We start from the raw sequence: 25,837 nt of genomic DNA, 5'->3' as shown, positions 1-25,837 counted from the left end.
TGAAAAGTGTATTAAAAGCAGCTCCAAACTATGCCTTATTTATTACGCGCGATAGACGGTTGGGTAAGCAGCTTTTGGATAAATACAGTGAGCGCCATTGAAGATGAACTTTCTTTATGGCGGATCATGGAAAAGTCTCGCTCCAGATGGCTGTGTCTGATACGCAGCTCGTGAATTTCACCACTCGCCAGTTCTTTGCGAACAATCCATCTGGAGAGCATGGCTATACCAAGCCCAGCAGCTACCGCTTCTTTGACGCCTTGGCTGCTGTTAAAGACATAAGCGCGTTTGCTGGAAATACCGGCCTCCTGCATAAAATGATCGCTATAGGCGCGGGTTCCTGAACCATGCTCCCGCAGTACCCAAATCTGATTCTGCAGCAATTCCTGTTCTACAACGATGTTCTCCGACAGCGGATGATTAGAAGGGGCGACGATGAGCAGTTCATCCTTCATATAAGGGATAACACTTAGCTCAGCATCCTGTGTCTCCCCTTCTATAAAACCGATATCCAGTTGGTTGGAACGGACCGCTGTAATAATCTCCTCCGTGTTGCCAATAGTAACCTGTAGGTTAACTTGCGGAAATTGCCCAGCAAACTCCGCAAGCTTCCCCGGCAATATATATTCCCCGATGGTAAAGCTGGCTCCAATATGTATACTGCCTGTAACCTCATTCTGCAGCATCTGAATTTCCTGGCTTGCTTCTTGGTAATGAGCTAATATTTGTTTGGCATGTTTATACAGGATATCTCCAGCTTCAGTCAGGCGCACTTGTTTGGGAGAACGATGCAGCAATTTTGCACCCAGCTCATTCTCTAGATTTCTAATATGCAGACTAACCCCTGGTTGAGACAGGTTCAGAAGCTCTCCCGCTTTGGAGAAATGTCGCTGTTCTGCCACTGTAACGAACACTCGTAATGCATCCACTATCATTAGTATCCCTCATTATTATTTGATATTATGTTATAATACGACCTATATGATGCCATTTTAACATATTTATATTATCAATCATAAGTATTTGTAATGATAAAGATAGCAAAGTCGTATTTCTCTTCCTCTGCTTATGCTCTTATAGTGAAGCTATAAATAACTCAAGTTATGTATAGTGATGAGGAGCGAGTAAGATGGGAATTCAGCCTGAAATAGTCGTTAAACAACAAAAGAACATCGGCTTTGCACAAGGAGTAGGTCTGACCTTACTTCTCGCAATAGCAGCGAAATATCTGGCACTGTTGCCTTTTTTAAATATTATGGGTCAGCTTGTACTGGCCATCCTGCTTGGGATCCTGTTGAGAGCACTTATTGGAGTGCCTCAACATGCAGGGGTTGGCATCAGCTTTTCAAGTAAGCGGCTGTTGAGATTTGGGATTATTCTACTGGGGATGAAGCTTAATATATTCGATATCGCGCAAGCGGGGCCAAAGGTATTTGCGATTGCGGTGATTAATATCGTATTCACACTATTCACGGTGTATGGACTAAGCCGCTGGCTCAAGATCGACAAGAAGCTAGGGCTGCTAACCGCTTGTGGAACAGCGATCTGCGGTGCAGCCGCAGTGGTGGCGATTTCCCCGCAAATCAAAGCTAGTGATGCTGAAACGGCGGTAGGTGCGGCTACTGTTGCGATTTTGGGGACGATATTTACACTTATATACACCATGCTGTATCCCATATTAGGTTTGAGTGCTGCTGGATATGGAATTTTTGCCGGTGGAACCTTGCATGAAATCGCACATGTAATCGCTGCGGCTGCACCAGGTGGCCAACAAGCTGTTGATTTGGCGGTTATTGTTAAGCTGACGCGAGTAGCCATGCTTGTTCCAATCGCCCTTGTGATCGGAATATGGGATGGGTATAAGCAGCGTAAGGAAGCGGGGCAGTCTGCAGTAGTACCGTGGAGAGAGATTCCGGTGCCCTGGTTCATTCTCGGATTTCTGTTCATGAGCGGCGTGAATACATTAGGGCTAGTGCCTGCACCACTAACTGAAGGGATCATAGTACTGGCATATTTTCTACTTGCTATGGCTATGGCGGGACTGGGACTCGGCGTGGATATCGCCACCTTCCGTAGATTGGGCAAAAAGCCTTTCCTAGCCGGACTAATCGGCTCTGTGTTGCTTTCCGTGTTGGGCTTCCTGCTGGTGCATGGCTTTGGGCTGGCATAGGGAATAGATCAAATATTCACCTTGCTGGAAATATCTACTCCTCTACTTTTTAGATAAAATTTGGTAGTGTAGAGAACATGTAAATATAAAGTGTAGAGGTGAAAAATGAATATGGTAAAGAAACATTGTTTATTCTGTGATGAAATCGTGCCGATCGAGTCCGCAGGGGATTACGATAAATATATGAGTTGTGCCTGTTCACCCGAAGGGTTCTACAGCCTTCTAAGAGAAAGCTATGAACCCATTAATTCATTATCCTATCAAGAGAAACGCCATATCTTTCCTGTAATATCGGCCTATATTCGGGAACGGACCGATTGGGATGACTTGGTTGCACTATCGATCGAAGATATGAATGCCATTGTTAATTCGCCAAATATTCCGGTGACCATTGAAGAGAAGGGGAATCGGTTATTACAATATTTGTATCGGCATTCCGATGCAGCTGAAGAACCTGTGGTCATTCAGCCACTTTCGCGCAGCTATAACTTGACGTATTCACCCAATCTGCAAGAGCTTGTATTTATTATCGATAGGCTTGCTACAGAACAGTTTATGATCAGAGAGGGCATGACCTTCAGACTTACTGCAAAAGGCTGGAGCGAAGCTGCGCTTAGCGCAGGGGGAAGAAAGCTGAAGCCCTGCTGTGTGCTTATCTCAGATGAAGAAGCAATGGGTGGTGAATGGCTGGACAAAGTGCTGCCAAAGATCGAACAGTACGGCTATGTTCCCCAACTGCTAAATCTGCGGAACATTGATAGTGTTGAACCGTACTCGATAGAGCTTGTCTCTGCAAGCAAACTGGTGATTGCTGATTTAACGGGTCAGGAGCCCGAGGTTTATTTTGCAGCGGGTTATGCGCTTGGCAGGGACATTCCGGTAATCTGGACCGTCAGAGGCTGCGATGCGGATAAGCTGAAAGTACAAACAGGTGATATCCGCCCACTAGTCTGGGAGAAAACCGAGGAGCTGACAGCCATGCTGCAGCAAAGATTGAGTAACTAGGGATGCTGGATTACACTCCCGAGTAGGCCATAAATCCGCCATCGACCGGTATCGTAATTCCTGTAACAAAGCTGGACATAGTCTCGTCCGCAAGCCAAAGCAAGGTGCCGAGCAGATCTTCAGGCTTACCGAAGCGGCGCATTGGGGTTTGTGAAATAATTTTGTGGGAACGGTCCGACAGCATACCATCTTCACGAATCAATAATTTCTCATTTTGTTTGGTCAGAAAAAAGCCAGGGGCAATGGCATTCACGCGAATACCAGCTTCTGCCAGATGGACGGCCAGCCACTGTGTAAAGTTGTTTACACCTGCTTTCGCAGCACTATACGCTGGGACTTTTGTCATTGGAGAGAATGCACTCATGGATGAAATATTGATCACAGAGGCACCCGTGCGGCCCAGCATTTGTCTGGCAAAAACTTGGGTTGGGATCAAAGTGCCAATCAGATTTAGATCCATCACCTGACGAAAGCCAGGGACGCTGAGATCGAAGAAGGAATGGGTATCAGGGTTATCCAAGTCTTCAGCTTTGAAAATTTCGTTCGTTGTATTGGCTAAAGGATCATTCCCCCGGCTCCGTTAATCAAGAGATCGCAGGGTCCGAAGTGTTGGAGGACTTTCTCGGCAGCTATAATCACGCTCTCTTTATCTGTAACGTCACAGGCGAAGGAGACCGCTTGGCCGTTAGCTGCTGTAATCTCGTCTGCAACCTGATTGCCTTTTTCTAGGGTACGGTTAAGAATAGCGACTTTTACTCCCTGACGTCCTAGCTCTATTGCCATTGCCCGGCATAATAAACCGGCCCCGCCTGTGATGACAGCAACTTTACCTGCAAGAGCAGGAAGTAACGCTAGCTCAGCCATTGTATATCGCTCCATTCCTCATGATTTATTTGTAATAACTGGGGGATTTCTGCTTTAGCATATCCTGGTCAGACAGGGTCAGTTCTATGTGTTCTTTCATAAGTAGATCACACCGTATAGCATCATGTGCTTGAATGGACTCATACATATGAAGATGTTGATTGTATAAATGCTCCCAATCATGATCGGCAGCCAGTCGCAGCATAAGGCTGCGGTTAAGATGAACTTTAATTTGCTAAACTACATCCCACGTATTCTTCTTCGCGCAGCCTTCAAAAATAATATGGTGGAAATCCTCATCGAGCTGAAATATCGACTTGTAATTGTAATCCTGTTCTTCAACCAGTTCAGCACACGTACACAGCATCACGGGTGGATACAGGTTGAGTGGTGTGATTCAAATCCACGCGGTATACCTCCTGTTAGTAGTTAAAGAAGCACTACCATACTACCACACTTGTTTAGTAGTCCTGTTAAATAGTGAAAAAATGGACACTGGAGGAACTATTCATGCAAAGCTGATGCTTATTTCGGGATAAAATAAAATCATCCTCAATCTTTGCAAGCAGCAAGTGTCCAAGAGGGTGGATACTTGAAAAAAGGGCAGCATGACCGCACAGTTCATTCGTGCTGTGATGCTGTCTTTTTCACTACTATTTCGTACTGTTCCGGTAGGCTGATGGGGAGACTCCGGTGGTCTTTTTGAAATATTTTGAGAAATGCGCCAGCTCCATACCCACCTGTTCGGCAATGTCGGAGATACTGAAGTCGGAATAAGAGAGCTGCTTCTTGGCCAGCTCCATACGCTTTAGTTGTACATAGTGCATTGGTGGAACACCCATAAACTTCTTGAAATAAGGAATGAAATAGTTCGGATGCAGGTGGACAAGCTCTGCCAACTCCTCGACCTCCATCGGCTGTTTCAGCCGCTGATCAATATACTGGAGAACATGCGCCAGTTTCCCCTGATCGCTCGTTTGCATGAATTCACCCATAAAGTCGCTATATCCACCGGATTCGAGACACAAGGCCAGCAGATTGAGCAATGAGGCCTGAATACGAAGGGTGGAGAGCACATCGTTATTCTGAAACTGCTGGATCATCTCTGTAAAGATAGCCCGCACCGCATCCGGGTCAGGGGCATCGCTAATATACAGCTTATTCGCAGCATGGAATAAAGGCCATTCTCCAATGTCGGCATCGAAATGACAGAAATAACGAGCATATGGATTGTCATGAGATGTTTCTGTAGTTTGCGTGCTGCCGGCCGGCATAATCATCAATTGTCCAGGCTTAGGATAATAAGTGACACCATTCAGAATCACCTTGCCCTCACCGCCATCTATATAATAGAGTCGATTGAAGGAGGGGGTTTCTTTCGTGCGGTTCCAGCCTGGATACCTGGTGCTGAGCTGGGCATGCGTCACCATAACCGATAAATTCTGGAGTAGGCGGCCGCTGATATTGCCTGGATTATTCATGTAATCCCCCCTATGGTAGTGTTTACATTTTAATATAAATGAGAACATTTATCTATTATATCTTAGTTATATACAAATATTCCTTAGTCCCGGTCATGTTCACTTCAGAGAAAAAAGTATATTCTCATAACATAAACTGATTTAAGGGATGTGTTAGAGAGATGAAGACGGTTCGTTATGGAATTATTGGAATTGGAAATATGGGTCATACTCATGCGCTAAGTTTACTCAGTGAGATTAAAGGCGCTGAACTGGTAGCCGTATGTGATACCCGGACGGAGCGTCTAGAGTGGGCAGAGGCGAATCTGCCGGAAAGTGTGCAGCGTTTTACAACCCCTACGGAGTTATTTGAGTCAAAATCAATAGATGCAGTGTTAATCTCCACACCCCATTATGATCATCCTAGCCTGGCGATTGAAGCGTTTCAGTATGGATATCATGTGCTGATTGAAAAGCCCGCGGGTGTGTACACCAAAGCCGTAAAGGAAATGAATGCTGCTGCCGCACAGACTGACCTTAAATTCGGAATCATGTATAATCAGCGCACAAATCCGCTTTATCAAAAACTCAGAGACTTAATCCACACCGGTGAGCTTGGGGAGATCCGCAGAACGAACTGGATTATTACCAATTGGTATCGCTCACAGAGCTATTATAATTCTGGTGGCTGGCGGGCTACTTGGGCGGGAGAAGGTGGCGGAGTTCTGTTGAATCAAGACCCACACCAATTGGACTTATGGCAATGGACGATAGGAATGATGCCTAAGCGTGTCAGAGCTTTTTGTCATATTGGTAAATACCGCAACATAGAGGTGGAGGACGATGTAACTGCCTATGTAGAGTATGAGAACGGAGCAACGGGACTTTTTATTACAACCACGGGTGAAGCACCGGGAACTAACCGCTTCGAAATTACTGGCGATAATGGAAAAATCGTCATTGAGGACGATACGCTGACCTTCTGGCGCTTGCGCACACCGGAACCGCAATTCAATGCTGAATTTACGGGAGGTTTTGGCAACCCGGAATGCTGGAAATGCGAAATTCCGGTTGAGAGTGGGGGCGGCCAGCAGCATAAAGGAATTCTACGGAACTTCACCAACGCCATCCTGCACAACGAGCCATTGCTTGCCCCAGGAGAAGAAGGGATTCACGGATTAACGCTTTCCAATGCTATGTATCTTTCCTCGTGGACGGATAATTGGGTCGATCTGCCACTGAATGAGGATTTGTATTATGAATTGCTAATGGAAAAAGTGAACAGCTCCACCTTTCAAATAGAGAACGCTGTCAGTAAGACGCTAGATGTCACAGGAACCCACTAAATTCAATACTAGGAGAGAGGAACGATCCTATGAAAAAGTCAAACATTGCGGCTCAATTGTATACCCTTCGTGATTTCACCCAAACTGCAGAGGCCTTACAATCTACCTTTCAGAAGGTATCTGCCATAGGTTATCAAGCCGTTCAGGTTTCGGGAATCGGCCCCATAGATCCACAGCTTGTAAAGGATTATGCCGATGAAGCAGGACTTGCTATCTGCGCGACCCATGTCTCTTGGGATCGGTTAAAAAATGACCTGGAGAATCTTGCTGCAGAGCACAAGCTTTGGAACTGTAAGTACATAGGTCTAGGAGCGCTGCCCGAAGAGTACCGAACTAGCTTGGACGGTTACCGGACCTTTGCCAAAGAGATCTCAGCGATCGCACTCACTTTACAGGAGAAATATGATTTACAGTTCGTTTATCATAATCATAATTTTGAATATGAACGTTTTGATGGAATCACCGGGATGGACGTGCTGCTGAACGAGACAGATCCTTCGGTTGGGATTGAGCTGGATTTGTATTGGATACAGGCAGGTGGTGCCCATCCGATCGATTGGATTCGCCAGGTTACCGGCAGAATGCAGGTCGTGCATCTGAAGGATATGGCGATTATCGACAGAACCCAGGTTTTTGCTGAAATTGGCGAAGGAAATATGAACTATCCTGAAATCATTAATGTTTGTCGTGAGACAGGTGTGGAATGGTATGTGGTTGAACAGGATGTTTGCAGACGTAATCCTTTTGAGAGCTTGGAGATCAGCCTGCGATATTTAGGTGGATTGTTATGAACCGAAAGGATGGAATGCTGTACGCCCCAACCCATGAAGCTAAACCAGTCGTCAGACCCGGTGAATTCGTAATTGCTGCAATGGCGCTGGATCATGGACATATTTATGGGATGTGCAATGGACTTATTGAAGCAGGTGCACAGTTAAAATGGGTGTATGATCCAGACGAGGAGAAAGTTAAGGCTTTCATGAACACTTATCCAGGAGTACAAGCAGCCCGTTCTGCCGCTGAAATATTAGAAGATCCTGAAGTGCGGCTTGTTGCAGCAGCAGCTGTCCCGTCAGAAAGAGGGCCTTTGGGCCTTACGGTAATGGCGCATAGTAAGGATTATTTTACGGACAAGGCTCCTTTTACAACACTTGCGCAATTGGAAGCGGCCCGCACTTTAGTAGAGAGTAGTAAACAAAAGTACATGGTTTATTACAGTGAACGTCTACATGTGGAGAGCGCGGTATATGCCGGACAGCTAGTTCAGCAGGGCGCAATTGGCCGTGTGCTGCAGGTCATTGGACTTGGGCCTCACCGGTTAAATGCACCAAGCCGTCCGGAATGGTTTTTTCAGCGTGAGAAATATGGTGGCATTCTCTGTGATATTGGCAGTCATCAGATCGAGCAGTTTCTATATTATGCAGATTGTAAAGAGGCTTCTGTGCTGCATAGCAAAGTGGCCAATTATCACAATCCCACCTACCCTGAATTGGAGGATTTCGGTGATGCGACATTAGTGGGGGATAATGGTGCTACCCAATATTTTCGCGTGGATTGGTTTACCCCTGATGGCTTGGGAACCTGGGGCGATGGCCGGACCATGATTTTGGGAACTGAAGGTTATATCGAATTGCGTAAATACACGGATATCGGACGTTCGAACACAACGGATCATGTGTACTGGGTAAATGGACAAGGAGAGCATTACGAACATGTGGCTGGCAAAATAGGGTTTCCATTCTTTGGAGAGCTGATCCTGGATTGTCTGCATCGAACGGAATTGGCCATGACGCAAGCGCATGCTTTTAAAGCCGCAGAACTCTGTCTGATCGCACAAGCCCATGCGGTTAATCTTACACCAGCTACATTAAGATAGCGCTAAGGAGCGCACTAAGAAGATCGGATGGTGCAATAGATGAAAGAATTTGGAGCAGCCATCATCGGCTGCGGTTCTATTTTCAAGAAGCATGCCGAGGCAATCGCCACCTTGAAAGGAGTAACTCTCCTCGCAGTTGTAGATACAGATCCCTCTAAAGCTGCGGAGGCAGCACGGGAATACGGTTGCCAGGCGTTCACAGATTATAATGAAATTCTGGATAGACAAGATATTGATGTCGTACACTTGTGCACTCCGCATTATCTGCACTCCGAGATGGCAATCGACTTATTAAACGCTGGGAAACATGTATTAACCGAGAAACCCATAGCTATGAACTTACCGTCAGCATGGCGTATGCTGGAAGCGGCAGAGCGCAGCGCGGGACAGCTCGGTGTAGTCTTTCAGAACCGCTATAATGAACCTTCCATCCGCATGAAGGAGACGATAGAATCTGGGATCTTAGGACCGCTGATTTGCATGAAAGGCATCGTAACCTGGAACCGGAATGATGCTTACTATACTAATAGTAGTTGGAGAGGGAAATGGGAAACGGAAGGCGGCGGTGTGCTGATCAACCAGACGATACATACGCTGGATTTACTCCAATGGTTTGGGGGAGATATTGCTTCCATTCAAGGCAGTATTACGACAGATGTATTGAATGGCGTCATTGAGGTGGAGGATACAGCACATGCTGTGATTGTTTTCCGAAATAACGTTCGGGCCTTATTCTACGGCACCAATGCTTACCTCGTGAACTCTCCTGTAGAGTTGGAGCTGGTGTTTGAGCAAGGAACATTACTGCTGCGCAGAGATTGTCTGTATCTCTTCAAGGAGGGCAAGGAAACCTTGTTATTCGAACCTTTTTCCACTGCCTTAAATAGTAAATCCTATTGGGGCACAGGACATAACCGGCTTATAGAGGATTTCTACGAGCATGTGAAGTCAGGACGGGATTTTTGGATCAATGGTACGGAAGGAATTAAAGCTTTACAGCTGGTCATGGACATTTATAATTCCTAGCACCCGATAAAGTTGATTTATGAGCGGAATAGTTTTTAGACGTAGGTATTGACCTCAATAGGCAAAGATGTGTTTAATAGTATACACAGACTTTTGTTTAGAGAGAGGAATTAGAAGATATGGAACAAGCAATGTTTGCGGGAGGCTGCTTTTGGTGTATGGTCACCCCTTTTGAAGAATTACCGGGAATTCACGGTATTGTATCTGGTTATGCCGGAGGCACTATAGAGAATCCGACCTATGAACAGGTCAAGACTGGAACGACAGGACACTATGAAGTCGTGCAAATTACCTTTGATCCGGCACTTTTTTCATATGAGAAGTTACTTGAATTATACTGGCCGCAAATCGATCCTACGGATAACGGTGGACAATTTCAGGATAGAGGAACCCAGTACCGGACAGCCGTATTTTACTATAATGAACTACAACGTTTAGCAGCACTAGCATCCAAGGGCCAGGTGATTATCAGCAAAAGATTCCCAGGTCCAGTTGTGACTGATATTCTACCCGCACCAACCTTTTACCCTGCTGAAGACTACCACCAGAATTATCACATCAAGAATCCCAAGCATTATAAGGAAGACCGTGAGCAGTCTGGACGGGATACTTTTATTAAGAAGCATTGGTAAACTGAAAAATAGCAAAAGCAAAAAGCTGGTCGGAGAAAGTATCCCGGTCAGCTTTTTGTTTTTTTTAGATTATTTTAAGATCATCATGATCTTAACTGACGACAAACCGCCGGCAGCCCATCTCATACATGAAACCACCTATTGCTCCCAGATCATCGTCGAGCAGTAGAATCTGTTTATGATTCATTTCAATTAAATCTCTGCGCATCTCCAGATAGGCGGGCCAGTCGCCAAGCTTTATTTTCTTCCCGAACACCCCGTTAAAGCCTCTGACAATTGCCGTATTAAAGGGCGGGAATAGGGTGGGATGCAGGAAATATAGAATATTAGCCACAGCAGGCCCCAAACCCTTGATCCGTAAACTGTCCAATAGATTGATTTGTTCGATGATTATTTCTTCCTGGTCAGTCTGTGACACTGCTCTAAGAAATCGGCCAAAGGCCAGCTGATGTTCCTCGTTCACGTATATATCAGGAATACCGAGCTTCGGCTTCCAATAGAAGGCGTGAGCAGCCCCCTTGAAAATCTGTATTTGTGCAGAAATTAATGAGATTACAGTTTCTAGTGAGGAGCCTTTGTAGTCATTGCCGAACTTACGAAGTTCAATGTCCTCAATTATATCGACTAGCCCGTCTCTCACCGTGAAAATAGCATCAGTTCTTTCAGGACAATTATTAAACCAGTTGTTAAATACGGATTGTGGATCTGTTATGTATTCATGAATAAGTTCTTTCACATCTAGATCACTCATAGCGGTTAACTCCAATTCTTATGGATTCAATTCATTCTTTCTACACATTTATATCCTAAACTGTTACTTAAATCGAGAGAAATCTACAATGGAGGGTTAATGATGAGAAAAATACTACTGGCAAGCACCTTAACCTTGCTGCTAAGTGCCGTCCTAACAGGCTGTCAAGCGGGGAAAGAAACATCTACCGCTGCAAATGACTCCAGTGCAAAACCTTCAATTGATATACCTTGGATTGCAACCAAAAATACGACCCGGATTAATAGCTCTGATCCTATTCAGGCAGCGGTTCTGGTCTCCCAAACACTGTGGTCAGCCCAGACGAAGAATAATACGCCTTCAAGTGTTGTCTTAACCGATCTTAGCAATTGGCAGATTGCTGCAGCTAGTACTGATCTGATACATCATCCCAGTAACGGTCCAGTCCTTTATGTCACACCAGATGGAATTCCTGAAGCTACATTGAAAGAGCTCAAGCGCTTGAACCCGTTGGGTGCCGCTGGCAACAATGAGGTCCAGGTTGTGCTCGTTGGACCGATGGCGGCAAACGTCGAAGAACAGCTAAAGCCCCTTAAGTTGAAGGTCGACAAGATTACAGGGGACGAGCCGGCAGCTATAGCCCAGTCGATTGATGCTTATTATGCAAAAGCCTCCGGCAAGTTGCCGCAAGCCGTCATTATCGGCTCCATGGACAGTCCCGAGTTCACTCTGCCAGCTGTGAACTGGATCGCCCATATGCCCGAGCCCTTGCTGTATGTAACCAAAGACGAGATTCCAGCTCCAACAATAGCTGCCTTGAAAGAACGTGGTGGCAAGGCCACGATCTATATCCTCGGTCCGAAGAAGATAATCTCAGCAGCTGTTGAACAGCAATTGCAACAGTACGGATCAGTGACACGTGTTTATGGAAATGATGCTTATGAGAATGCAATTTCTTTTGCCAAATTCAAGGATTCCAGCAACGGATTCGGCTGGGGAATCACCACTCCAGGACATAATCTCTCCCTACTGACTACGGATTCAACGATGCTGGCCATTGCGGCTGCGCCATTTTCACATTTAGGGAAACATGCACCGCTGATATTTACGAAAAAAGACGGATTATCCGATGCCGTTATGGAATACATGATGACTTTGCAGCCTAAATTCAAGGATTCACCGGCAGAAGGTCCCTATAATCATGCCTGGCTGACAGGGGATAGCAGTTCAATTACAGCAGGCACTCAGAGTGAAATTGATGACATGCTGGAAATATCTTCTGCCTCGGGAGAGAATCCTCATTCCGGGCATTAATACCGCTGGCTGACCTCAATAGGTATAATAAGATGAAAGACTAGCAACGAAGAGGTGGACGACTTGGCTAAACTTCAGGTTCTGATCGTAGATGATGAATGGAATATGCGGAATTTGCTGCGCATTTATTTAATGAAAGAAGGCTTTGCCACGAAAGAAGCATCAACCGGTCAAGAAGCTCTGAGTTTGCTAGAAAAGCATACCTTTGATGTGATTCTCCTGGATGTCATGATGCCAGATAAGGATGGTTGGCAAGTCTGTCAAGCGATCAGGGAGACAAATTCCGTTCCCATTCTGATGCTTACAGCCCGCACTGAAACTAAGGACAAGGTGCGAGGTCTGGGAATCGGCGCGGACGACTATCTGACTAAGCCCTTTGAACCGGAAGAATTATTAGCGCGCATTTACTCGCTGCTCCGACGCTCAACCCTGACACAAAACTTCAAGCCAACGCAGCACATTCTAGCCTACCCCGAGTTAAAAATCGTTCTGGAAGCGAGAGAAGTACTTATTCAAGAAGTTCCAGTTGATTTCACGCTCAAAGAATTTGATCTTTTGTCTCTGTTAGCGCAATATGGACAGCATGTCTTTACACGTGAAGAGCTAGTGGAACGGTTATGGGGCAATGATTATGGTGGAGAAACCCGTGTGGTGGATACCCATATTAAGAATATTCGCGAGAAATTACAGAAGGCAGGCCTCCAATATAGCCCTATTCAAACCGTATGGGGGTTAGGCTATAAATTCCAGCCTCCTGGTGAGAGCGAATGAGGAACAATGTGATCGGATTCAAGCTTGGAGTGGTGATCATGTCTGTATTTTTGATTGTGCTGCTATCGCTTGGTATTGCTATCGATCGGATGTTCACCAATTTCTATTCTAGTGAGATGCGTACGGAAACGGAGGAGCTCACCTCTCATTTTGCCGTAATGGCCGAATCACCTGACACGACAACTGAACAAATGATGAGAACCTTTGCTGAATTTTCAGATGTAAGCATCTTTAATGTTTCAAGGGACGGAAGTGTAAAGCTGCATTCAGGTCTACACGATTCAGCCGACCATTCATTCATCCAGACTTCCAGCTTGAAGGACATTTTTTCCGGAAAAGAGAAAAGCTTTGTTTATAAAGATCCGACTGGACATCGCTATTTCGTAGCAGCACAACCTATTTATGATGGGAAGTCCGTCGGTTCAGCCCTCTACTTAATGTCCTCTACCACCAATATGGAACAATCGCTTTCCGCAGTCCGGAATATCTTGCTGCTATCGGGTTTTGGTGCCTTTATCCTGGCTTTAGGCATCACTTGGATCATCTCCCAAATCTTGTCCCGTCCGCTAGTACAGATGCAGAAGGCGACCCGCAATATTGCCGCTGGTGAATTGGAGACCCGGCTTACTATCCGCAGTAAGGATGAAATCGGATTTCTGGCTGATGCGATTAATGATCTGGCTGTAGATCTCCAGCGTTACAGAGATACGCGCCAAGAATTTTTCGCGAATATCTCGCATGAGCTGCGAACACCGATTACTTATCTGGAGGGTTATGCTAAGGTAGTGAAGGACGGGCTCTATGAGACTGAAGAAGAGAAAAATCTGTATTTAGATATTATCTATCAGGAAGCGCACCGGATACAGCACTTGGTCGATGATCTTTTTGATCTAGCTAAGATGGAAGAAGGTAAAATCTCGCTTAGCCTGGACTGGATTGATTTCGCCCAAATGACTGATCAGGCCGTCCGTAAGGTTGAACTGAAGGCCCGGGGAAAAAATATTAAGCTGAAGGTTCATCATCGAGGGACAGCAGAAATGATCCGCGGTGACGGGAAACGCATGGAACAGATTGTAATGAATCTGCTGGAAAATGCGATCCGCTATACCGATGCGGGTGAGATCAATGTCCAGGTAAACTTCGAAGCCGATTCAGCTGTGTTTATTGTCGAAGATTCCGGGATCGGCATTCCTGCTGAGGAGCTCCCGTTTATTTTTGAACGCTTTTACCGGGTGGAGAAATCCCGCTCCAGAGCGTATGGTGGCACGGGACTAGGACTTTCAATTGTTAAAATGTTGGTGGAACTACACGGTGGAACTATCGTAATCAGTAGCAGAGTTGGAGTGGGAACACGCTGTGAAGTACGGATTCCAGATATTCAGCGACAATAAAGGAGTTGGTGGTTATGAGCAAGCACCTCGAGTTTAGACAGACAGAATTGGATTTACATTTATCAGGGTTACATAGCGTAGCTGCTTTAAAAAGAAACGTAACCATACCCTACAGTTCAATCCAAAAAGTTCATGTTGGATCTTTTGCAGCACCGTTTTGGATGCTCAAGATGCCCGGAACCGCATTGCCTGGATTTGATATTTACGAAGGCGTTTTTCGCCACAATGCTGAATGGTATTTCTTGTCTTACGAGCATCGTGGACCACATGTCATCATTGAACTGAAGGAACATGAGCATTACCACTATGTGATTTTCGATATTGAACATCCGGAAGATAATGTAGCTGAAATTATCAATCATTGTCCTCATTTAAAGCTTTAACAATGAGGTTTTCGCTGAATCACTAATTTCCCTCTCTTAGGATTGGTTTCATTCTGACGATGCGCATCGGCTATTCCCTCTACAGTAAAAGGGAATAGCCCATCCACATGAACCTTCAACTTTTGTTCCTCAACGCTGTGAATAATTGCTGCCAAATCCCTGTGGTTCGGCACTATATAGGCAAAGTGGGCTTCGATTCCACGAATCTTTGGATGATCCGCAATCGACGGGGCTACCAAGGATATGAGCTTGCCGCTATCTTTTAATACCGTGTAGTTCTTCCGTTCCGTTTCTCCGATCCCCGTATCCAACTCGACAATTTTGTCTCTTACCATATCCAATACGATATCTACAGGGCTAATAGCTTCTGCAAAATCAGTTGTGGTGTAATCAATGACCTCATCGGCACCCAACTGCCGCACGAATTCGTGATTGTGTCCACGCGCAGTGGCTATCACGTAGGCACCCTGTTGTTTGGCCAATTGAACCGCAATATGTCCCACTCCCCCCGCACCAGCATGAATCAGAATGCGCTGTCCCGACTGCAATTTTCCATACTGAAACAACGACTGCCAGGCAGTTAGCGCAGACGCCGTCAGCGCAGCGGCTTCCAGAAACGAAATAGTTGGTGGAATAATAGTGAGTGCGCTCTCATCCAGTACCACGTAATCCGCATAGCCGCCCCCGTTTCTAGCCAGTCCCATGACGGGGTCTCCCACCTTCACATACGTAACTTTCTCACCAATTTCTTTCACCACACCCGCCAATTCAACACCGAGAACATGCGGGAACTGGACCGAGAATACATGCTGGAATGTCCCTGAACGGATTAGCTCATCTGCCGAACTTACCGTAGTAGCATACATTTCCACGAGCACCTGGGTTTCTTGTATATTTGGTACTGCTATATCTTGTTCCTCGAAAACCTCAGGACCTCCGTAATTCTGCATAACGATTGCTTTCATGAATTGTTCCCCCTAACATCTTTTGTTGAACGCTTGTTGATTTAATTACATTCGTTCAATATAATGATCGTACCAGCACTGTGAACTCGCTTCAATTGCTAAAATAGCAGGATTCGTTCATTAGTAAACAAACTTCCGCTGATTGTTCATTAATATGAAAACATCAGTTTTCAGTTATATTCAAGCCTAAAAGGAGGAACCTATGGATAGACGAATTCTTAAATCGCGGGAAGCCATTGTCGAGGCTTTTGTAGCGCTGATGGCAGAGAAGAATTTCGAGCAAATAACGATTAATGAAATTGCTGAGCGGGCCAATGTAAGCCGGGGTACTGTTTATTTGCATTATACGGACAAGTTCGATTTGCTGGATCAGTGTATAAAATCTCATCTGGTAGAATTAATTGAGAGCTTCCTGCCCTGCGGAGCCACTGGTATTTTCCCTTCCAAAGCTTCGCTGCTTCACACATTTCAATATTTGGGACAACATGCTTTTTTCTATGCTGCTGTGTTGGCAAATAAGGGAGTTCCAACGTTCAGAAATCGTCTGCAGGCCGCGCTGCTCCGGGGTCTCGACAAACAAATTGATATGAACGGTATGAATCGGGACATGAACAAGGAGATGTTGATACAGTTCCTAACCTCGGCTATCGCCGGAATGATTGAATGGTGGATTACCAACTCAATGCCCTATACAGATGTGGAAGTGGTCGAACAACTATGGGCGCTGATGGAACGCAATCAGATGGTGCCTCAGCCGTTTGATAAAGGGATGACAATTTAACAAGAAACAGCGGTGGACAAGGACTTGAAATAAAGTCCTTGACTACCGCTGTTTCTTGTATCAGATCATTCATGGACCTTAATGATTCATGCTTCCCATACTGCCCATAATCTCTGGATTGACCATACCAAAAATCATCGCAATATGTGCTACCACTAAAAATCCGCTGATTAGAATAAAGTGCAACTTCAGCTTCTTCTCATCCGAGTGCTTGCGGGCAATTAAACCAAGATCTAGCAGAGCAAGCGGTAATAAAAAGATTACTCCGCTCAAGTAGGACGATACGGCGAGTACATCTACCCATGTATGCCATTCACCATTTGCCGTTATAGGGATAAACGCGGTAAAGAGCAAATAGAGGAAAACCCCTGTAAAATACAAACCAGCCAGAATACTGCAAACTCTGTTAAAAGCTCTTAATGGACCCTTGAGATTTTTGGTGAATAGAATTATAAATTCTGTAACAGTAATCGTCTCTGCGAAGATAACGGGGATCGCCATAAATAGAATCAAGTTCCAAGGCTGATTGTCCGTAAGCAAAGACATGTAGTGCGTCATGTTCATGAATAAGTCCTCCAATATGGTAAAATAGCTTCAGCACCGATAGTAGACGAATAGTATGTGGAAAGTGTGTGGAAAGTATGGAGAAACGAAGGGAGCACGGCAGCGTGACTAGGAGATTCACGAGTATTTTATTTGATTTGGATGGAACATTAACAGATCCCAAAGAAGGCATCACCAAAAGCGTGGAGTTCGCACTTCATAAATTCGATATTCAGGTAGACCATCTGGATGAGCTACTTCCGTATATTGGACCGCCCTTAGTTGACTCTTTTATGGAGTTACATGCCTTTTCAGCGGAACAAGCCCAACAGGCAGTTGTTTTCTATCGTGAACGTTATAGTACTATAGGCTTGTTCGAAAATAAGGTGATTGCCGGTATTCCGCAATTGCTCGAGGAATTAAAGAATCTGGGTTACAGCTTATATGTAGCCACCTCTAAACCTACGGTTTTTGCCGAAGAGATTCTTAAAGAATACAAGCTGGACTCCTATTTCAAGCATATTGTTGGCAGCAATCTGGATGGCACACGCTCCAAGAAGCAGGAGGTCATTCAGTATGTGCTCGACCAGAATGCAATTCATCCTGAACAAGCGCTGATGATAGGGGACCGGAAACATGATATTATTGGAGCTATAGGCTGCGGTCTAAAATCACTTGGTGTCACCTTCGGCTATGGATCAGAGGAAGAGCTGCGACAAGCGGGTGCCGACCAAATTGCCTATCGAGTAGAGGAAATTAGCGATATGATCACAAGGGAGCGTTGTGCAGGGTGAGTCTGAACACGAATGCGATTAAAGTACTAGAAGGTCAAGCAATTAAGCTTGTTCCGATGGAAGAGCATCATGCGGCAGAGCTAGTTCATGTGCTGGGAAATCCGGAAATATGGGAATTCACCTGGAGAAGAATTACCTCATCTGAACAGCTGCAGCAATTAATAATCTCTGCGTTAGCCGATAAGAAGCAAGGATCACAAATTCCTTTTACTATAATCGAGAAGGCATCGGGCAGAATCATAGGCACCACACGTATCATGCATCCGGATCTCGTTCATCGAAATGCTGAAATTGGCTGTACCTGGATCTCTCCGAAGTTTTGGAGAACCTCTGTAAATACAGAATCCAAGAATCTCCTGCTTCATTATTGCTTTGAAGAATTGAAGCTGATCCGCGTGCAATTCTCTATTGTTGGGAATAATCTGAGGTCGCAGCAGGCGATCGAACGGATTGGTGCCACTAAAGAAGGTGTCTTGCGTCAGCACCGAATCAAATCGGATGGCACGATTCTGGATAATATAGTTTATAGCATACTGGATAACGAGTGGCCTGCGGTGAAGGCGAATTTGCATTATCTGCTGAATAGTAAATATAGATGAATGTTATCTGATCTTGGCTAAATCCTGTATTTTTTACAACATTCCTCTCGAAAAGCACCTACTAGAGTTAAATTGTTGTATGAAATCCAATATTTCATTTCAAAATGAACTCCACAGGTAGCCAAAGTTGGATTTGATCCAACATTTACTAGCAACGGAGTAGATTCAACAATTATTGTTGGATTTAATACAGCATTTTCGCTCAAGCGTAAGGGAATAACAATTGATTAAGGGTTAGAGTACAACCAATTTTATAGCATAATTATGAAACAATTGATATAATGGAAACATATATTCCCTGTTATTGAGAATTAACAATTGTGCAACATAGCCCATATTTAACCCTACGTGGGGCGGATATGGGTTTATGTTATTTTGTGAAGGTGTAAATTATGAAGTGATGGTGAGGTTGGCGCACGCATGAACTGGTCAGATTTTGGTGAACGGAATAAACGGCTGAATCCCTTGTGGAATCTGGGTGCAGGCATGAACCTTGGCGAGCTGCAGCCCTATAAAGAGATGATCGCATTAAGCGTCCTGCTGCAGGTCTATTATCTGGAGCTGGAATCCAGTGAAAGAAGATCCAAAGACGACATTGTGGAATTGTGCTGGAGCTCACTGGAACGCTTCAATATTCCCAAGCTCGGTACACCTGAATCTGTGGAACGTCTTGTAGATGGTCTATTATGGAGCGGGAATGGCGGCGATTTCGAATCCTTTTATTATGATGATCATAGCCGACAGATGGAGCTGCAGAAATACAAGTATTTTACAGTAGACGAGGATGCTACCCGGAACAGCTGGGAGGAGAGCGGCACGACAATCTACCGACTCTCTGAATATGCCATGGAGCTTATCTTTATGAGCCATGAGATTATTGAAGAATTCCAGATCAGCATCAAGCTGCTGGAAATCCAGATGCATATCAAGCATGGACGCGTTACGCGGGCGCTGCAGGATGTGAATGAACTGATCTCGCGGGTTCGCAAAATGACTCAGCAGCAGCAGGAATACCGCAATGCGCTCCGCCGCAATCCTAAGCATATTTTTAGTGAATACGGGGTGATGCGGCATCAGCGGTTAGAGGAAATACAAGTACAGTTTGACGAAGAACGCACACACTTTGATAATATTCACCGGGCACTGGCCCGGCTGGCAAATGATGAGAAGGATGTTATTGATTTTAATGAACTGCGGATGCTCTCTGAACGGGTGGAGCTTTCCAGACGTGTGCATGATGAATTAGCTGAAGTGGTCTTAAGCATCTTTGAGGCAGAAACGAATCTACGACTGAACTTCCCCGAATTGTTTTGGGGTGCTGCAGGCTTCAACTTCCGCACCCACGTGTGGGAGGAATGGGTTAAAGACGAGGGTCTGCCCAGTGGCGACAGCCTTGAACTGTTAATCAGTGGATTGTTCTCACCTAATCAGGACTTTGTATATCCCCTGCCTTGGGCTTGGGAAGAACAGGATGTCGGCTTTCTGCCGGAGACGGTTATGGAGGAGTTGGAAGACGATTTAGATGCATTATCTGTTCAATATACTCCTAAAGGCATCCCATGGGGAGACGTTACTGAACTATGGAGACCTGTATTTCTGGCTCTGGCGGAAAAAGGTAGCTTTACGTTTGCGGCAGATGCATTTACGGAAGAGGAACAGCATAAATGGGCCCGTACACCGGACGCCATTGACCTGTGGGTGCAGTTTTTTCATACAGAAATTACAGTGCAGGAGCAGACTGAAGACAAGGCTCACGGACAGGATGAGTGCCAAATGCTAATCGGACAGCTGCTCGCAGATCATCCGGAGTTGGAGAGCTTACGCAGTAAGCGGCTCCGTACAACCATCGAGGATGAGTTGGCGGAAAACGTCCGCTGGCCCGGACTTCAAATGAGCCCATTTACGATATCGATCATAGAGGAGGGAGAACCTACAGCATGAGTTATTCATTAGAACAACTACAGCAAGCCTCACGGCTATTTTTTGACCTGCTGCGCAGAAAAGTAATATCTCTGGATGACCCGGCAGCTGCCGAATGTCTGCAGGATGCAGGAGCTTATGATGCTCTTCAGTACGTCGCCAAAGAAGGCGGCTGCCGCGTGATGAATTCCGGCCAACGGCTTCATTTGCTGGTAAATCCACTGGGCTCGGTCTTTGCGACCAACTTCACACAGCTGAAGAATAAATATTCACGCATTGAGCGTAAAGCGCACTTACATACCATTAATATTATTATCTTGGTCTTTCTGGCCGAGATGGATCAGGATGAGACACATTTTAAGCCGGGACAAGACAGTATGTCTTACATTCAAATTGCCGATCAGGTATCTTCGCTGTTTCAAGTATGGATTCAGATGGACGAGGATGGACGCTTCAGCAAGCAGTGGCAACTGGATATTCAAGCGATGAATAAGGTATGGACAAGTCTATATATGCAGACCAAAAGCCAGGAAGAGAGTGATATTCTATCGAGAGGGGCTGGCTCACGTATCGGTCTTATTCATGAAGGCATGAAAATTCTGGAGGAGGAGCATCTGGTCTTCATCTCAGACAACGAGAAACGGATCTTCCCACGCGACGAGTTATACGAGCGAATGCGCTACCTCTATCATGATGTGGATCGTTATAAAGAGCTAAAAGCACTGATCGGACGGACGTTAGCAGAGAAAGAGGGTGTCATTCATGCCACGGATTGAGCGGATTCGCATTGTGGGGCTGAAGTACGAGAAAATGCTTAAAAAGTACGATGATATGCTCCTTGACCTTTGTAACGAAGAAGGTCCGGCCAACACGCTGATTACGCTGATGAACGGCGGGGGGAAGGGTGTGCTTTTGCAATCCATCTTTCAATTGCTCATTCCCAAAGCGGCTTGGGGTAAAGACAATGAGAACCAGGTTGAGGCTTTTTTTCATAATCACAAAAAACAGCTGAAGCCTTACACCTTTCACGTAGCTATTGAATGGCGCCTCGATCATAGTGAACGGAATGAATACATAACAACCTGTATCGCCATGACGGCTCACAATTCGCTGGATCAGCAGGATATCAAAGTAGATTATCTGCTATATACCCTTCTGGAATACGGTGAGGAGGCTGAGCTTACCTTATCCACGTTACCGCTCTATGATCCAGTAGAGAATGAACCGGTATCCTTTGAAACCATTCAACAATATGTACGTGACCGGCGTAACGAGATCATGGTCTTCGGCAGTCATAGCCCAGACTTGAAGAAATATTATGATTTCTTGGCTACTCGGGATATCCATATTGGTGAGTGGCGGAACATGAGAAGGATTAATGGCGAAGAGGGCGGGATTAAAGGTTACTTTAAGAAGAATGAAGCCTTCACCAATCATAATCTGTTCGAAAAGCTGATCATTCCGGAGATTGGAGCAAGTCTTAATGAAGGGCTGAAGGAGGATGATCAATCGCTGCAGCGGATGTTTATCGACGCAGCGATTGTTGCTGAGCGACTGCCCATGCTGGAGCAGCGGGAGAAGGCCTATGCTGAATTTCTGGGTATTGCCGCTCCTTTGTACGAGCTGGTACAGCAGGGAACTATCGCCGACAGAGCAGTTCAAGAAACGGAGTTGTATGGTCGGCAGATGTACACGGTTATCCACGATGAGCTGCGAACTGCCGAGTCCAAGCGGAATAAGATTGCTAATGAGCTGGTTCAGCATCATGTGGAGGCCAAGCAGCTGCGTTTTGAGACGGATAATGTTAAATATCTGCGCAGTAAGGAAGAATCCGATCTCAAGACAGAAGAATTTAAGCGCATAAGTGATCATCAGAGTCGAGCCAAGCTAAGGGTAGAGGATTCTAGACTTAGAGAAAAGCAGCTTGAAGTGTCCCACTACTTAGCGAAGCGAATTATTCATACTCGTCAAATGGAGCAATGGCAAAAGGAGATTCAAGCGATAGAAGGCTCCTTGGAAATGAAAGAACGCCAGGAGGTTATTCATACGGCGAAGGAAGAGCTGCGCCAGCAATGGAAGATCGTCTTCCAGCTTTGGCAGCAGACCCTATCAGGCTTTGGGACGAATCTGCATTCCTTCATGGATGAAGAGATCGGACTACGCAAGACTAGGGAAAGTCTGTTGCTTGAGCTGGGTGGTCTGGATATCGTCATCCGTGATTTAACATCGTCTATCCGGGAATATACTGAAGAGATGGGCCTATTCGCTGCCCAGCACGGACAGGATGCCGCTAACGCACCTGGCTCAGCATTGCAGCGTACCTTGGCTTCCGCCAAGGGCATTATCGATAATATGGCCAGCTTGGACGAGCAGCGCAAGAGCGCTGAAATCAATAAGCTAACTCTGCATAAGGAGCATTCCAAGCTAAGTGAGCAGCGCGCAGCACAGGAACGCGAAATGGATGAGCATAAGCTCTCTCTAGAAGGTCAGACGGCTAAAGAATCACAGCTCTGGTCACAACTCGTGGTGCTTTTGGAAATGTATGAGGAACATAACCGTCTGGGGACTACCGCTTTGTTTGAAGTGCATGAAGCCATTATGGGACGGTTTATCCGCAAAATGGATGATATGGAGCAACAGAACAAACGCCTCAGAAGAGATTATTATCATCAACTGATGGATGTGGAGCTGCAGAATCAGTCCTTTTGGCTCCCTAATGCAGATATTCTTACGGTCAAGGACATACTTGACTCCCTTAAGATCAACTCTCTACCAGGCAGCTCGTATCTAAATGATCTAGCTTATATTGAGCGCGAAGAAGAATTGGAGCGTCATCCACTGCTGCCTTATGGCCTGATCGTAACGAGACGCGAAGCGGATAAAATTCAAGGTGATATGCTGGTGAACGCTCTCCTGAAGTCTCCAGTACCGATCTTTATTCGTGAAGAGATGGCAGTTTCCGATCAAGCATCCTTTACAATTCTAGCGAATCAAGGACCACAAATGGTCTTGCAGCCCGATCGGTTTCATGAGTGGAAAAGTGGAATTCAAGCCAAGCTCAAAGAACAGGAACAAGAGCTTAAAGATTCCGAGGGTTATCTCGCTAAGCTGAAATCAGCGCGACTCGAATACGAGCGCTTGTTCCACATGGACAACAGCATGGTGCTTAAAGCCAAGATAAACCATCTAATACAGCAACAGCATGAGCTGGAGAAGATCCTTGCTGATTTAAATGCGGATATTGAAGAGAACGAAACTCAGCTTAGCCGCTTAAGCAGAGCACTTGCGGATTGCGAGGTCAAGCGAGCAGAGTACGAACAGAAATCAGTCGCGTTGCGCAATTGGGAGCTGCGGACAAAGAAACAAGAGCAGGATTATAAGGAGAAGCAAAAGACGGTCGAGCGTAAGAGTCTTTTAAATAAAGAGATCGTAAGTAAGGAACAACAGCTCGAGCAGTTCAAAGCACAAATTGACAGCTTAAAGGGCGAACGGGAAACGTGGATGGGGGACGTTAAGTATACCCTTTTCCCTAAACTTCAGCATTGGTTTCCCGAGATTGCCTTTCCGGTTGATCTTCCCTCCTCTACCCTTGAGGACGGAGAAGCAGTAGCTCCAAATGAGCAGAATATTCTACTGCAGCTGCTTAGCAGGCTAGATAGTCTGCAGCAGTCGCTTACGGAGAATGAATTGGAAATCCGCACACGAGCGGCACAAATCAAAACAGCCAGAGAGAATATGACAGAGCTTGAAGTTAGCCTCAACCAAGTAGATGACCATTGGCGGAAGGCTGCTGACCCAACAGAAACGGCGGAGTCCCTGCTGGCTGCCAAAGCTCGCCAGAAATCTGAGACAGTTATACTTGAAGAGGATTATCAGGGGATCCATGACTCTTGGATTCGCTGCGAGACCGAGCTGGACAACCTGCAGAAAGAGCTGCGCAAAGCAGAAAAAGCGATCAAAGAAAAGCATGAACGGGCTGTGGAAATTTGGCAGGATTCGTTAAACGCTAAAGAAGAAGATATCAATGAGCGCACTGTGGAGAACGAGCATCTGCTCAATCAATGTAAACAAGCAATAACAGGGATCGATGTTCTTATTCAGACCCTATCCAACCAAAGCAAAATTATGAATACACATGTCGAAGAGTATGTGTTGCTGCGTGATGTGCCGGAAGAGATCAGTTTAAGCGTGCGAGCAGGCTGCGAACCTCTAGTAGCTGACTGGCTGCTGCAAATTAAGGATAGCCGGGCAATCAGAGCGGATCTCTCCAGAAAAGTGAAGGAAGAGAAAAATTCTTTAAGCAGCAGACTAACCAAAAGTGGCTGGAATTCCGAACTGGAGACCAAAATTCAGGAGCGTCTGAATACCATCCACTGGGAGGATTTTTCTATTGCGCAACAGGTACTTGATTCGATGCTGCGCAGCTCGCGTGACCAGATTGACAGCATTCAGAACGACAAGGAAGGGATGGAGCTATCCCGCAAGCTATGGGTAGGAAGAGCCTCCAAAAGAGTCGTGCAGATCATTGATATCATGAAGCGCATGGAACGAAGAATGATCATTCATAACGAGAACAACTTCGCGTTCCCGCTGGTAAGATTGAATTATAAGAACATAAACGTGCCTAGAACAACTGATGATATTGAGCCGTTGGTGACTGAATTCTTCAATCGTTCTGTGCATGAGCTGCTGGGTAAATATCCGAAGATTGAGCAGGTACCAGTTCTGGCGATCAAAGAGATCATTAATGATGGCCGGATCGTCTATGCCGCTATGCAGAATCGCTTTCCTGTTCTACAGGTATACAAGCCGGTTACGGAGAACTACTTCCTATATGCCGAGCCGGAGGATTACCATTATTCTGATTGGGAAGTCATTAACCGTGGAGCTATGGATGAGGCGATCGGCAGTGGGGGTCAGCGACAATCGGTACAACTGCTGGTAGCGATGATGATTATGACACATAAACGAGTCAACCGTGAAAATAAAGGCTGGACTGTCTTTTTATATGACAATCCTTTTGGGGAAATGGTCTCAAATAACGTACTCGATCCTGTATTTGAAATCTCCAAAGCATTGAAATTCCAATGGCTGATCGTCACTCCGCCTGAGCTGGTAAAGAATGATGTCAGCATCCGCTTTGGCGTGTACTGGCAATTGTATTTCGGAGGCAATAAAGGCGAACTGTTGGAATCCACGCTGATTAAGGGTGGACGGAAACTGAACCCATTAGCATTATTCTAATCCATATTAAAGATCGTGAAGGA

At 45.7% G+C, this 25,837-nt stretch carries 23 protein-coding genes and 1 pseudogene; 18 read left to right on the top strand and 6 right to left on the bottom strand.

All coding sequences use genetic code 11. From position 1 onward, the window contains the following. Positions 1-35 precede the first annotated feature (35 nt). Positions 36-935, bottom strand: a complete 900-nt coding sequence (locus H1230_RS18125; protein WP_239711323.1) for a LysR family transcriptional regulator — start codon at positions 933-935, stop codon at positions 36-38. A 200-nt stretch (positions 936-1,135) separates the two neighbouring features. Between H1230_RS18125 and H1230_RS18120 the strand changes: the two genes are divergently transcribed. Both H1230_RS18120 and H1230_RS18115 read left to right on the top strand, forming a co-directional pair. Beyond that, positions 1,136-2,170 carry a YeiH family protein gene (locus H1230_RS18120; RefSeq protein ID WP_239717397.1) on the top strand — a complete coding sequence of 345 codons (1,035 nt, stop codon included), beginning with the start codon at positions 1,136-1,138 and terminating at the stop codon, positions 2,168-2,170. A gap of 111 nt (positions 2,171-2,281) precedes the next feature. Then, on the top strand, positions 2,282-3,175 hold the full coding sequence (locus H1230_RS18115) for a hypothetical protein (RefSeq protein ID WP_239711322.1): 894 nt from the start codon (positions 2,282-2,284) through the stop codon (positions 3,173-3,175). A gap of 10 nt (positions 3,176-3,185) precedes the next feature. Here H1230_RS18115 and H1230_RS18110 read toward each other — a convergent pair. After that, positions 3,186-4,039 (bottom strand): annotated as a pseudogene (locus tag H1230_RS18110) (SDR family oxidoreductase). 169 nt (positions 4,040-4,208) lie between these two features. On the opposite strand from H1230_RS18110, the gene H1230_RS18105 reads away from it, so the two are divergent. Then, positions 4,209-4,472, top strand: a complete 264-nt coding sequence (locus tag H1230_RS18105; protein WP_239711321.1) for a hypothetical protein — start codon at positions 4,209-4,211, stop codon at positions 4,470-4,472. 220 nt (positions 4,473-4,692) lie between these two features. Here the strand turns inward: H1230_RS18105 and H1230_RS18100 are convergent, their stop codons facing one another. Further along, a complete protein-coding gene (locus H1230_RS18100) occupies positions 4,693-5,520 on the bottom strand; it encodes an AraC family transcriptional regulator (protein ID WP_239711320.1) in 828 nt (275 codons plus the stop codon). A gap of 161 nt (positions 5,521-5,681) precedes the next feature. Between H1230_RS18100 and H1230_RS18095 the strand changes: the two genes are divergently transcribed. The 5 genes from H1230_RS18095 (at position 5,682) to msrA (ending at position 10,379) form a co-directional block, all read left to right on the top strand. Beyond that, a complete protein-coding gene (locus H1230_RS18095) occupies positions 5,682-6,845 on the top strand; it encodes a Gfo/Idh/MocA family protein (protein WP_239711319.1) in 1,164 nt (387 codons plus the stop codon). A gap of 29 nt (positions 6,846-6,874) precedes the next feature. Further along, entirely contained in the window at positions 6,875-7,636 is a 762-nt protein-coding gene (locus H1230_RS18090) for a sugar phosphate isomerase/epimerase family protein (protein ID WP_239711318.1), read from the top strand. Continuing rightward, entirely contained in the window at positions 7,633-8,721 is a 1,089-nt protein-coding gene (locus tag H1230_RS18085) for a Gfo/Idh/MocA family protein (RefSeq protein ID WP_239711317.1), read from the top strand. The genes H1230_RS18090 and H1230_RS18085 overlap by 4 nt, the downstream gene beginning before the upstream one ends. A 39-nt stretch (positions 8,722-8,760) precedes the next feature. Continuing rightward, on the top strand, positions 8,761-9,747 hold the full coding sequence (locus H1230_RS18080; RefSeq protein WP_239711316.1) for a Gfo/Idh/MocA family protein: 987 nt from the start codon (positions 8,761-8,763) through the stop codon (positions 9,745-9,747). A gap of 119 nt (positions 9,748-9,866) precedes the next feature. Continuing rightward, a complete protein-coding gene (msrA, locus tag H1230_RS18075; protein ID WP_239711315.1) occupies positions 9,867-10,379 on the top strand; it encodes a peptide-methionine (S)-S-oxide reductase MsrA in 513 nt (170 codons plus the stop codon). 91 nt (positions 10,380-10,470) lie between these two features. On the opposite strand, the gene H1230_RS18070 is transcribed toward msrA, so the two are convergent. Next, positions 10,471-11,130 carry a hypothetical protein gene (locus H1230_RS18070; protein WP_239711314.1) on the bottom strand — a complete coding sequence of 220 codons (660 nt, stop codon included), beginning with the start codon at positions 11,128-11,130 and terminating at the stop codon, positions 10,471-10,473. 99 nt (positions 11,131-11,229) lie between these two features. Here H1230_RS18070 and H1230_RS18065 point away from each other — a divergent pair, with 99 nt between their 5' ends. From H1230_RS18065 to H1230_RS18050, 4 genes are all read left to right on the top strand, one after another. After that, on the top strand, positions 11,230-12,423 hold the full coding sequence (locus tag H1230_RS18065) for a cell wall-binding repeat-containing protein (protein ID WP_239711313.1): 1,194 nt from the start codon (positions 11,230-11,232) through the stop codon (positions 12,421-12,423). A 63-nt stretch (positions 12,424-12,486) separates the two neighbouring features. Continuing rightward, on the top strand, positions 12,487-13,194 hold the full coding sequence (locus H1230_RS18060; RefSeq protein ID WP_239711312.1) for a response regulator transcription factor: 708 nt from the start codon (positions 12,487-12,489) through the stop codon (positions 13,192-13,194). Beyond that, positions 13,191-14,585: a sensor histidine kinase gene (locus tag H1230_RS18055; RefSeq protein ID WP_239711311.1), complete on the top strand. Its 1,395-nt coding sequence runs from the start codon at positions 13,191-13,193 to the stop codon at positions 14,583-14,585. The genes H1230_RS18060 and H1230_RS18055 overlap by 4 nt, the downstream gene beginning before the upstream one ends. Before the next feature lie 14 nt (positions 14,586-14,599). Continuing rightward, a complete protein-coding gene (locus H1230_RS18050) occupies positions 14,600-14,968 on the top strand; it encodes a hypothetical protein (protein ID WP_239711310.1) in 369 nt (122 codons plus the stop codon). Here H1230_RS18050 and H1230_RS18045 read toward each other — a convergent pair. After that, entirely contained in the window at positions 14,965-15,933 is a 969-nt protein-coding gene (locus H1230_RS18045) for an NADP-dependent oxidoreductase (protein WP_239711309.1), read from the bottom strand. The genes H1230_RS18050 and H1230_RS18045 overlap by 4 nt on opposite strands. 202 nt (positions 15,934-16,135) lie before the next feature. Here H1230_RS18045 and H1230_RS18040 point away from each other — a divergent pair, with 202 nt between their 5' ends. Next, complete coding sequence (locus H1230_RS18040) at positions 16,136-16,714, top strand: TetR/AcrR family transcriptional regulator (RefSeq protein WP_239711307.1); 579 nt, start codon at positions 16,136-16,138, stop codon at positions 16,712-16,714. 78 nt (positions 16,715-16,792) lie between these two features. Here H1230_RS18040 and H1230_RS18035 read toward each other — a convergent pair whose 3' ends face one another. Next, entirely contained in the window at positions 16,793-17,278 is a 486-nt protein-coding gene (locus H1230_RS18035; RefSeq protein WP_239711305.1) for a DUF6803 family protein, read from the bottom strand. A gap of 104 nt (positions 17,279-17,382) precedes the next feature. Here H1230_RS18035 and H1230_RS18030 point away from each other — a divergent pair, with 104 nt between their 5' ends. The 5 genes from H1230_RS18030 (at position 17,383) to H1230_RS18010 (ending at position 25,814) form a co-directional block, all read left to right on the top strand. Further along, the gene (locus H1230_RS18030) at positions 17,383-18,051 is read left to right on the top strand and encodes an HAD family hydrolase (RefSeq protein WP_239711304.1); all 669 of its coding nucleotides are present in this window, start codon (positions 17,383-17,385) and stop codon (positions 18,049-18,051) included. Then, a complete protein-coding gene (locus tag H1230_RS18025; RefSeq protein WP_239711302.1) occupies positions 18,048-18,650 on the top strand; it encodes a GNAT family N-acetyltransferase in 603 nt (200 codons plus the stop codon). The genes H1230_RS18030 and H1230_RS18025 overlap by 4 nt, the downstream gene beginning before the upstream one ends. A 420-nt stretch (positions 18,651-19,070) precedes the next feature. Further along, positions 19,071-20,591, top strand: coding sequence for a hypothetical protein (locus tag H1230_RS18020; protein ID WP_239711300.1), 1,521 nt, complete (start codon positions 19,071-19,073; stop codon positions 20,589-20,591). Then, positions 20,588-21,346: a DUF6063 family protein gene (locus H1230_RS18015; RefSeq protein ID WP_239711298.1), complete on the top strand. Its 759-nt coding sequence runs from the start codon at positions 20,588-20,590 to the stop codon at positions 21,344-21,346. Before H1230_RS18020 ends, H1230_RS18015 begins: the two co-directional genes overlap by 4 nt. Next, entirely contained in the window at positions 21,333-25,814 is a 4,482-nt protein-coding gene (locus H1230_RS18010) for a coiled-coil domain-containing protein (RefSeq protein WP_239711296.1), read from the top strand. The genes H1230_RS18015 and H1230_RS18010 overlap by 14 nt, the downstream gene beginning before the upstream one ends. Positions 25,815-25,837: the final 23 nt, after the last annotated feature.

The organism is Paenibacillus sp. 19GGS1-52, assembly GCF_022369515.1.
Classification (GTDB): Bacteria; Bacillota; Bacilli; order Paenibacillales; family Paenibacillaceae; genus Paenibacillus_AQ.
This window is presented reverse-complemented; position numbering and strand designations above follow the sequence as displayed.

What these genes read in the sequence shown, in the direction of transcription:
- H1230_RS18010 (WP_239711296.1), top strand. Translation starts at nt 21,333, where the DNA reads ATGCCACGGATTGAGCGGATTCGCATTGTGGGGCTGAAGTACGAGAAA.
- H1230_RS18085 (WP_239711317.1), top strand. Translation starts at nt 7,633, where the DNA reads ATGAACCGAAAGGATGGAATGCTGTACGCCCCAACCCATGAAGCTAAA.
- H1230_RS18090 (WP_239711318.1), top strand. Translation starts at nt 6,875, where the DNA reads ATGAAAAAGTCAAACATTGCGGCTCAATTGTATACCCTTCGTGATTTC.
- H1230_RS18080 (WP_239711316.1), top strand. Translation starts at nt 8,761, where the DNA reads ATGAAAGAATTTGGAGCAGCCATCATCGGCTGCGGTTCTATTTTCAAG.
- H1230_RS18070 (WP_239711314.1), bottom strand. Translation starts at nt 11,130, where the DNA reads ATGAGTGATCTAGATGTGAAAGAACTTATTCATGAATACATAACAGAT.
- H1230_RS18095 (WP_239711319.1), top strand. Translation starts at nt 5,682, where the DNA reads ATGAAGACGGTTCGTTATGGAATTATTGGAATTGGAAATATGGGTCAT.
- H1230_RS18035 (WP_239711305.1), bottom strand. Translation starts at nt 17,278, where the DNA reads ATGAACATGACGCACTACATGTCTTTGCTTACGGACAATCAGCCTTGG.
- H1230_RS18055 (WP_239711311.1), top strand. Translation starts at nt 13,191, where the DNA reads ATGAGGAACAATGTGATCGGATTCAAGCTTGGAGTGGTGATCATGTCT.
- H1230_RS18045 (WP_239711309.1), bottom strand. Translation starts at nt 15,933, where the DNA reads ATGAAAGCAATCGTTATGCAGAATTACGGAGGTCCTGAGGTTTTCGAG.
- H1230_RS18105 (WP_239711321.1), top strand. Translation starts at nt 4,209, where the DNA reads ATGCTCCCAATCATGATCGGCAGCCAGTCGCAGCATAAGGCTGCGGTT.
- H1230_RS18125 (WP_239711323.1), bottom strand. Translation starts at nt 935, where the DNA reads ATGATAGTGGATGCATTACGAGTGTTCGTTACAGTGGCAGAACAGCGA.
- H1230_RS18065 (WP_239711313.1), top strand. Translation starts at nt 11,230, where the DNA reads ATGATGAGAAAAATACTACTGGCAAGCACCTTAACCTTGCTGCTAAGT.
- msrA (WP_239711315.1), top strand. Translation starts at nt 9,867, where the DNA reads ATGGAACAAGCAATGTTTGCGGGAGGCTGCTTTTGGTGTATGGTCACC.
- H1230_RS18040 (WP_239711307.1), top strand. Translation starts at nt 16,136, where the DNA reads ATGGATAGACGAATTCTTAAATCGCGGGAAGCCATTGTCGAGGCTTTT.
- H1230_RS18115 (WP_239711322.1), top strand. Translation starts at nt 2,282, where the DNA reads ATGGTAAAGAAACATTGTTTATTCTGTGATGAAATCGTGCCGATCGAG.
- H1230_RS18100 (WP_239711320.1), bottom strand. Translation starts at nt 5,520, where the DNA reads ATGAATAATCCAGGCAATATCAGCGGCCGCCTACTCCAGAATTTATCG.
- H1230_RS18015 (WP_239711298.1), top strand. Translation starts at nt 20,588, where the DNA reads ATGAGTTATTCATTAGAACAACTACAGCAAGCCTCACGGCTATTTTTT.
- H1230_RS18020 (WP_239711300.1), top strand. Translation starts at nt 19,071, where the DNA reads ATGAACTGGTCAGATTTTGGTGAACGGAATAAACGGCTGAATCCCTTG.
- H1230_RS18050 (WP_239711310.1), top strand. Translation starts at nt 14,600, where the DNA reads ATGAGCAAGCACCTCGAGTTTAGACAGACAGAATTGGATTTACATTTA.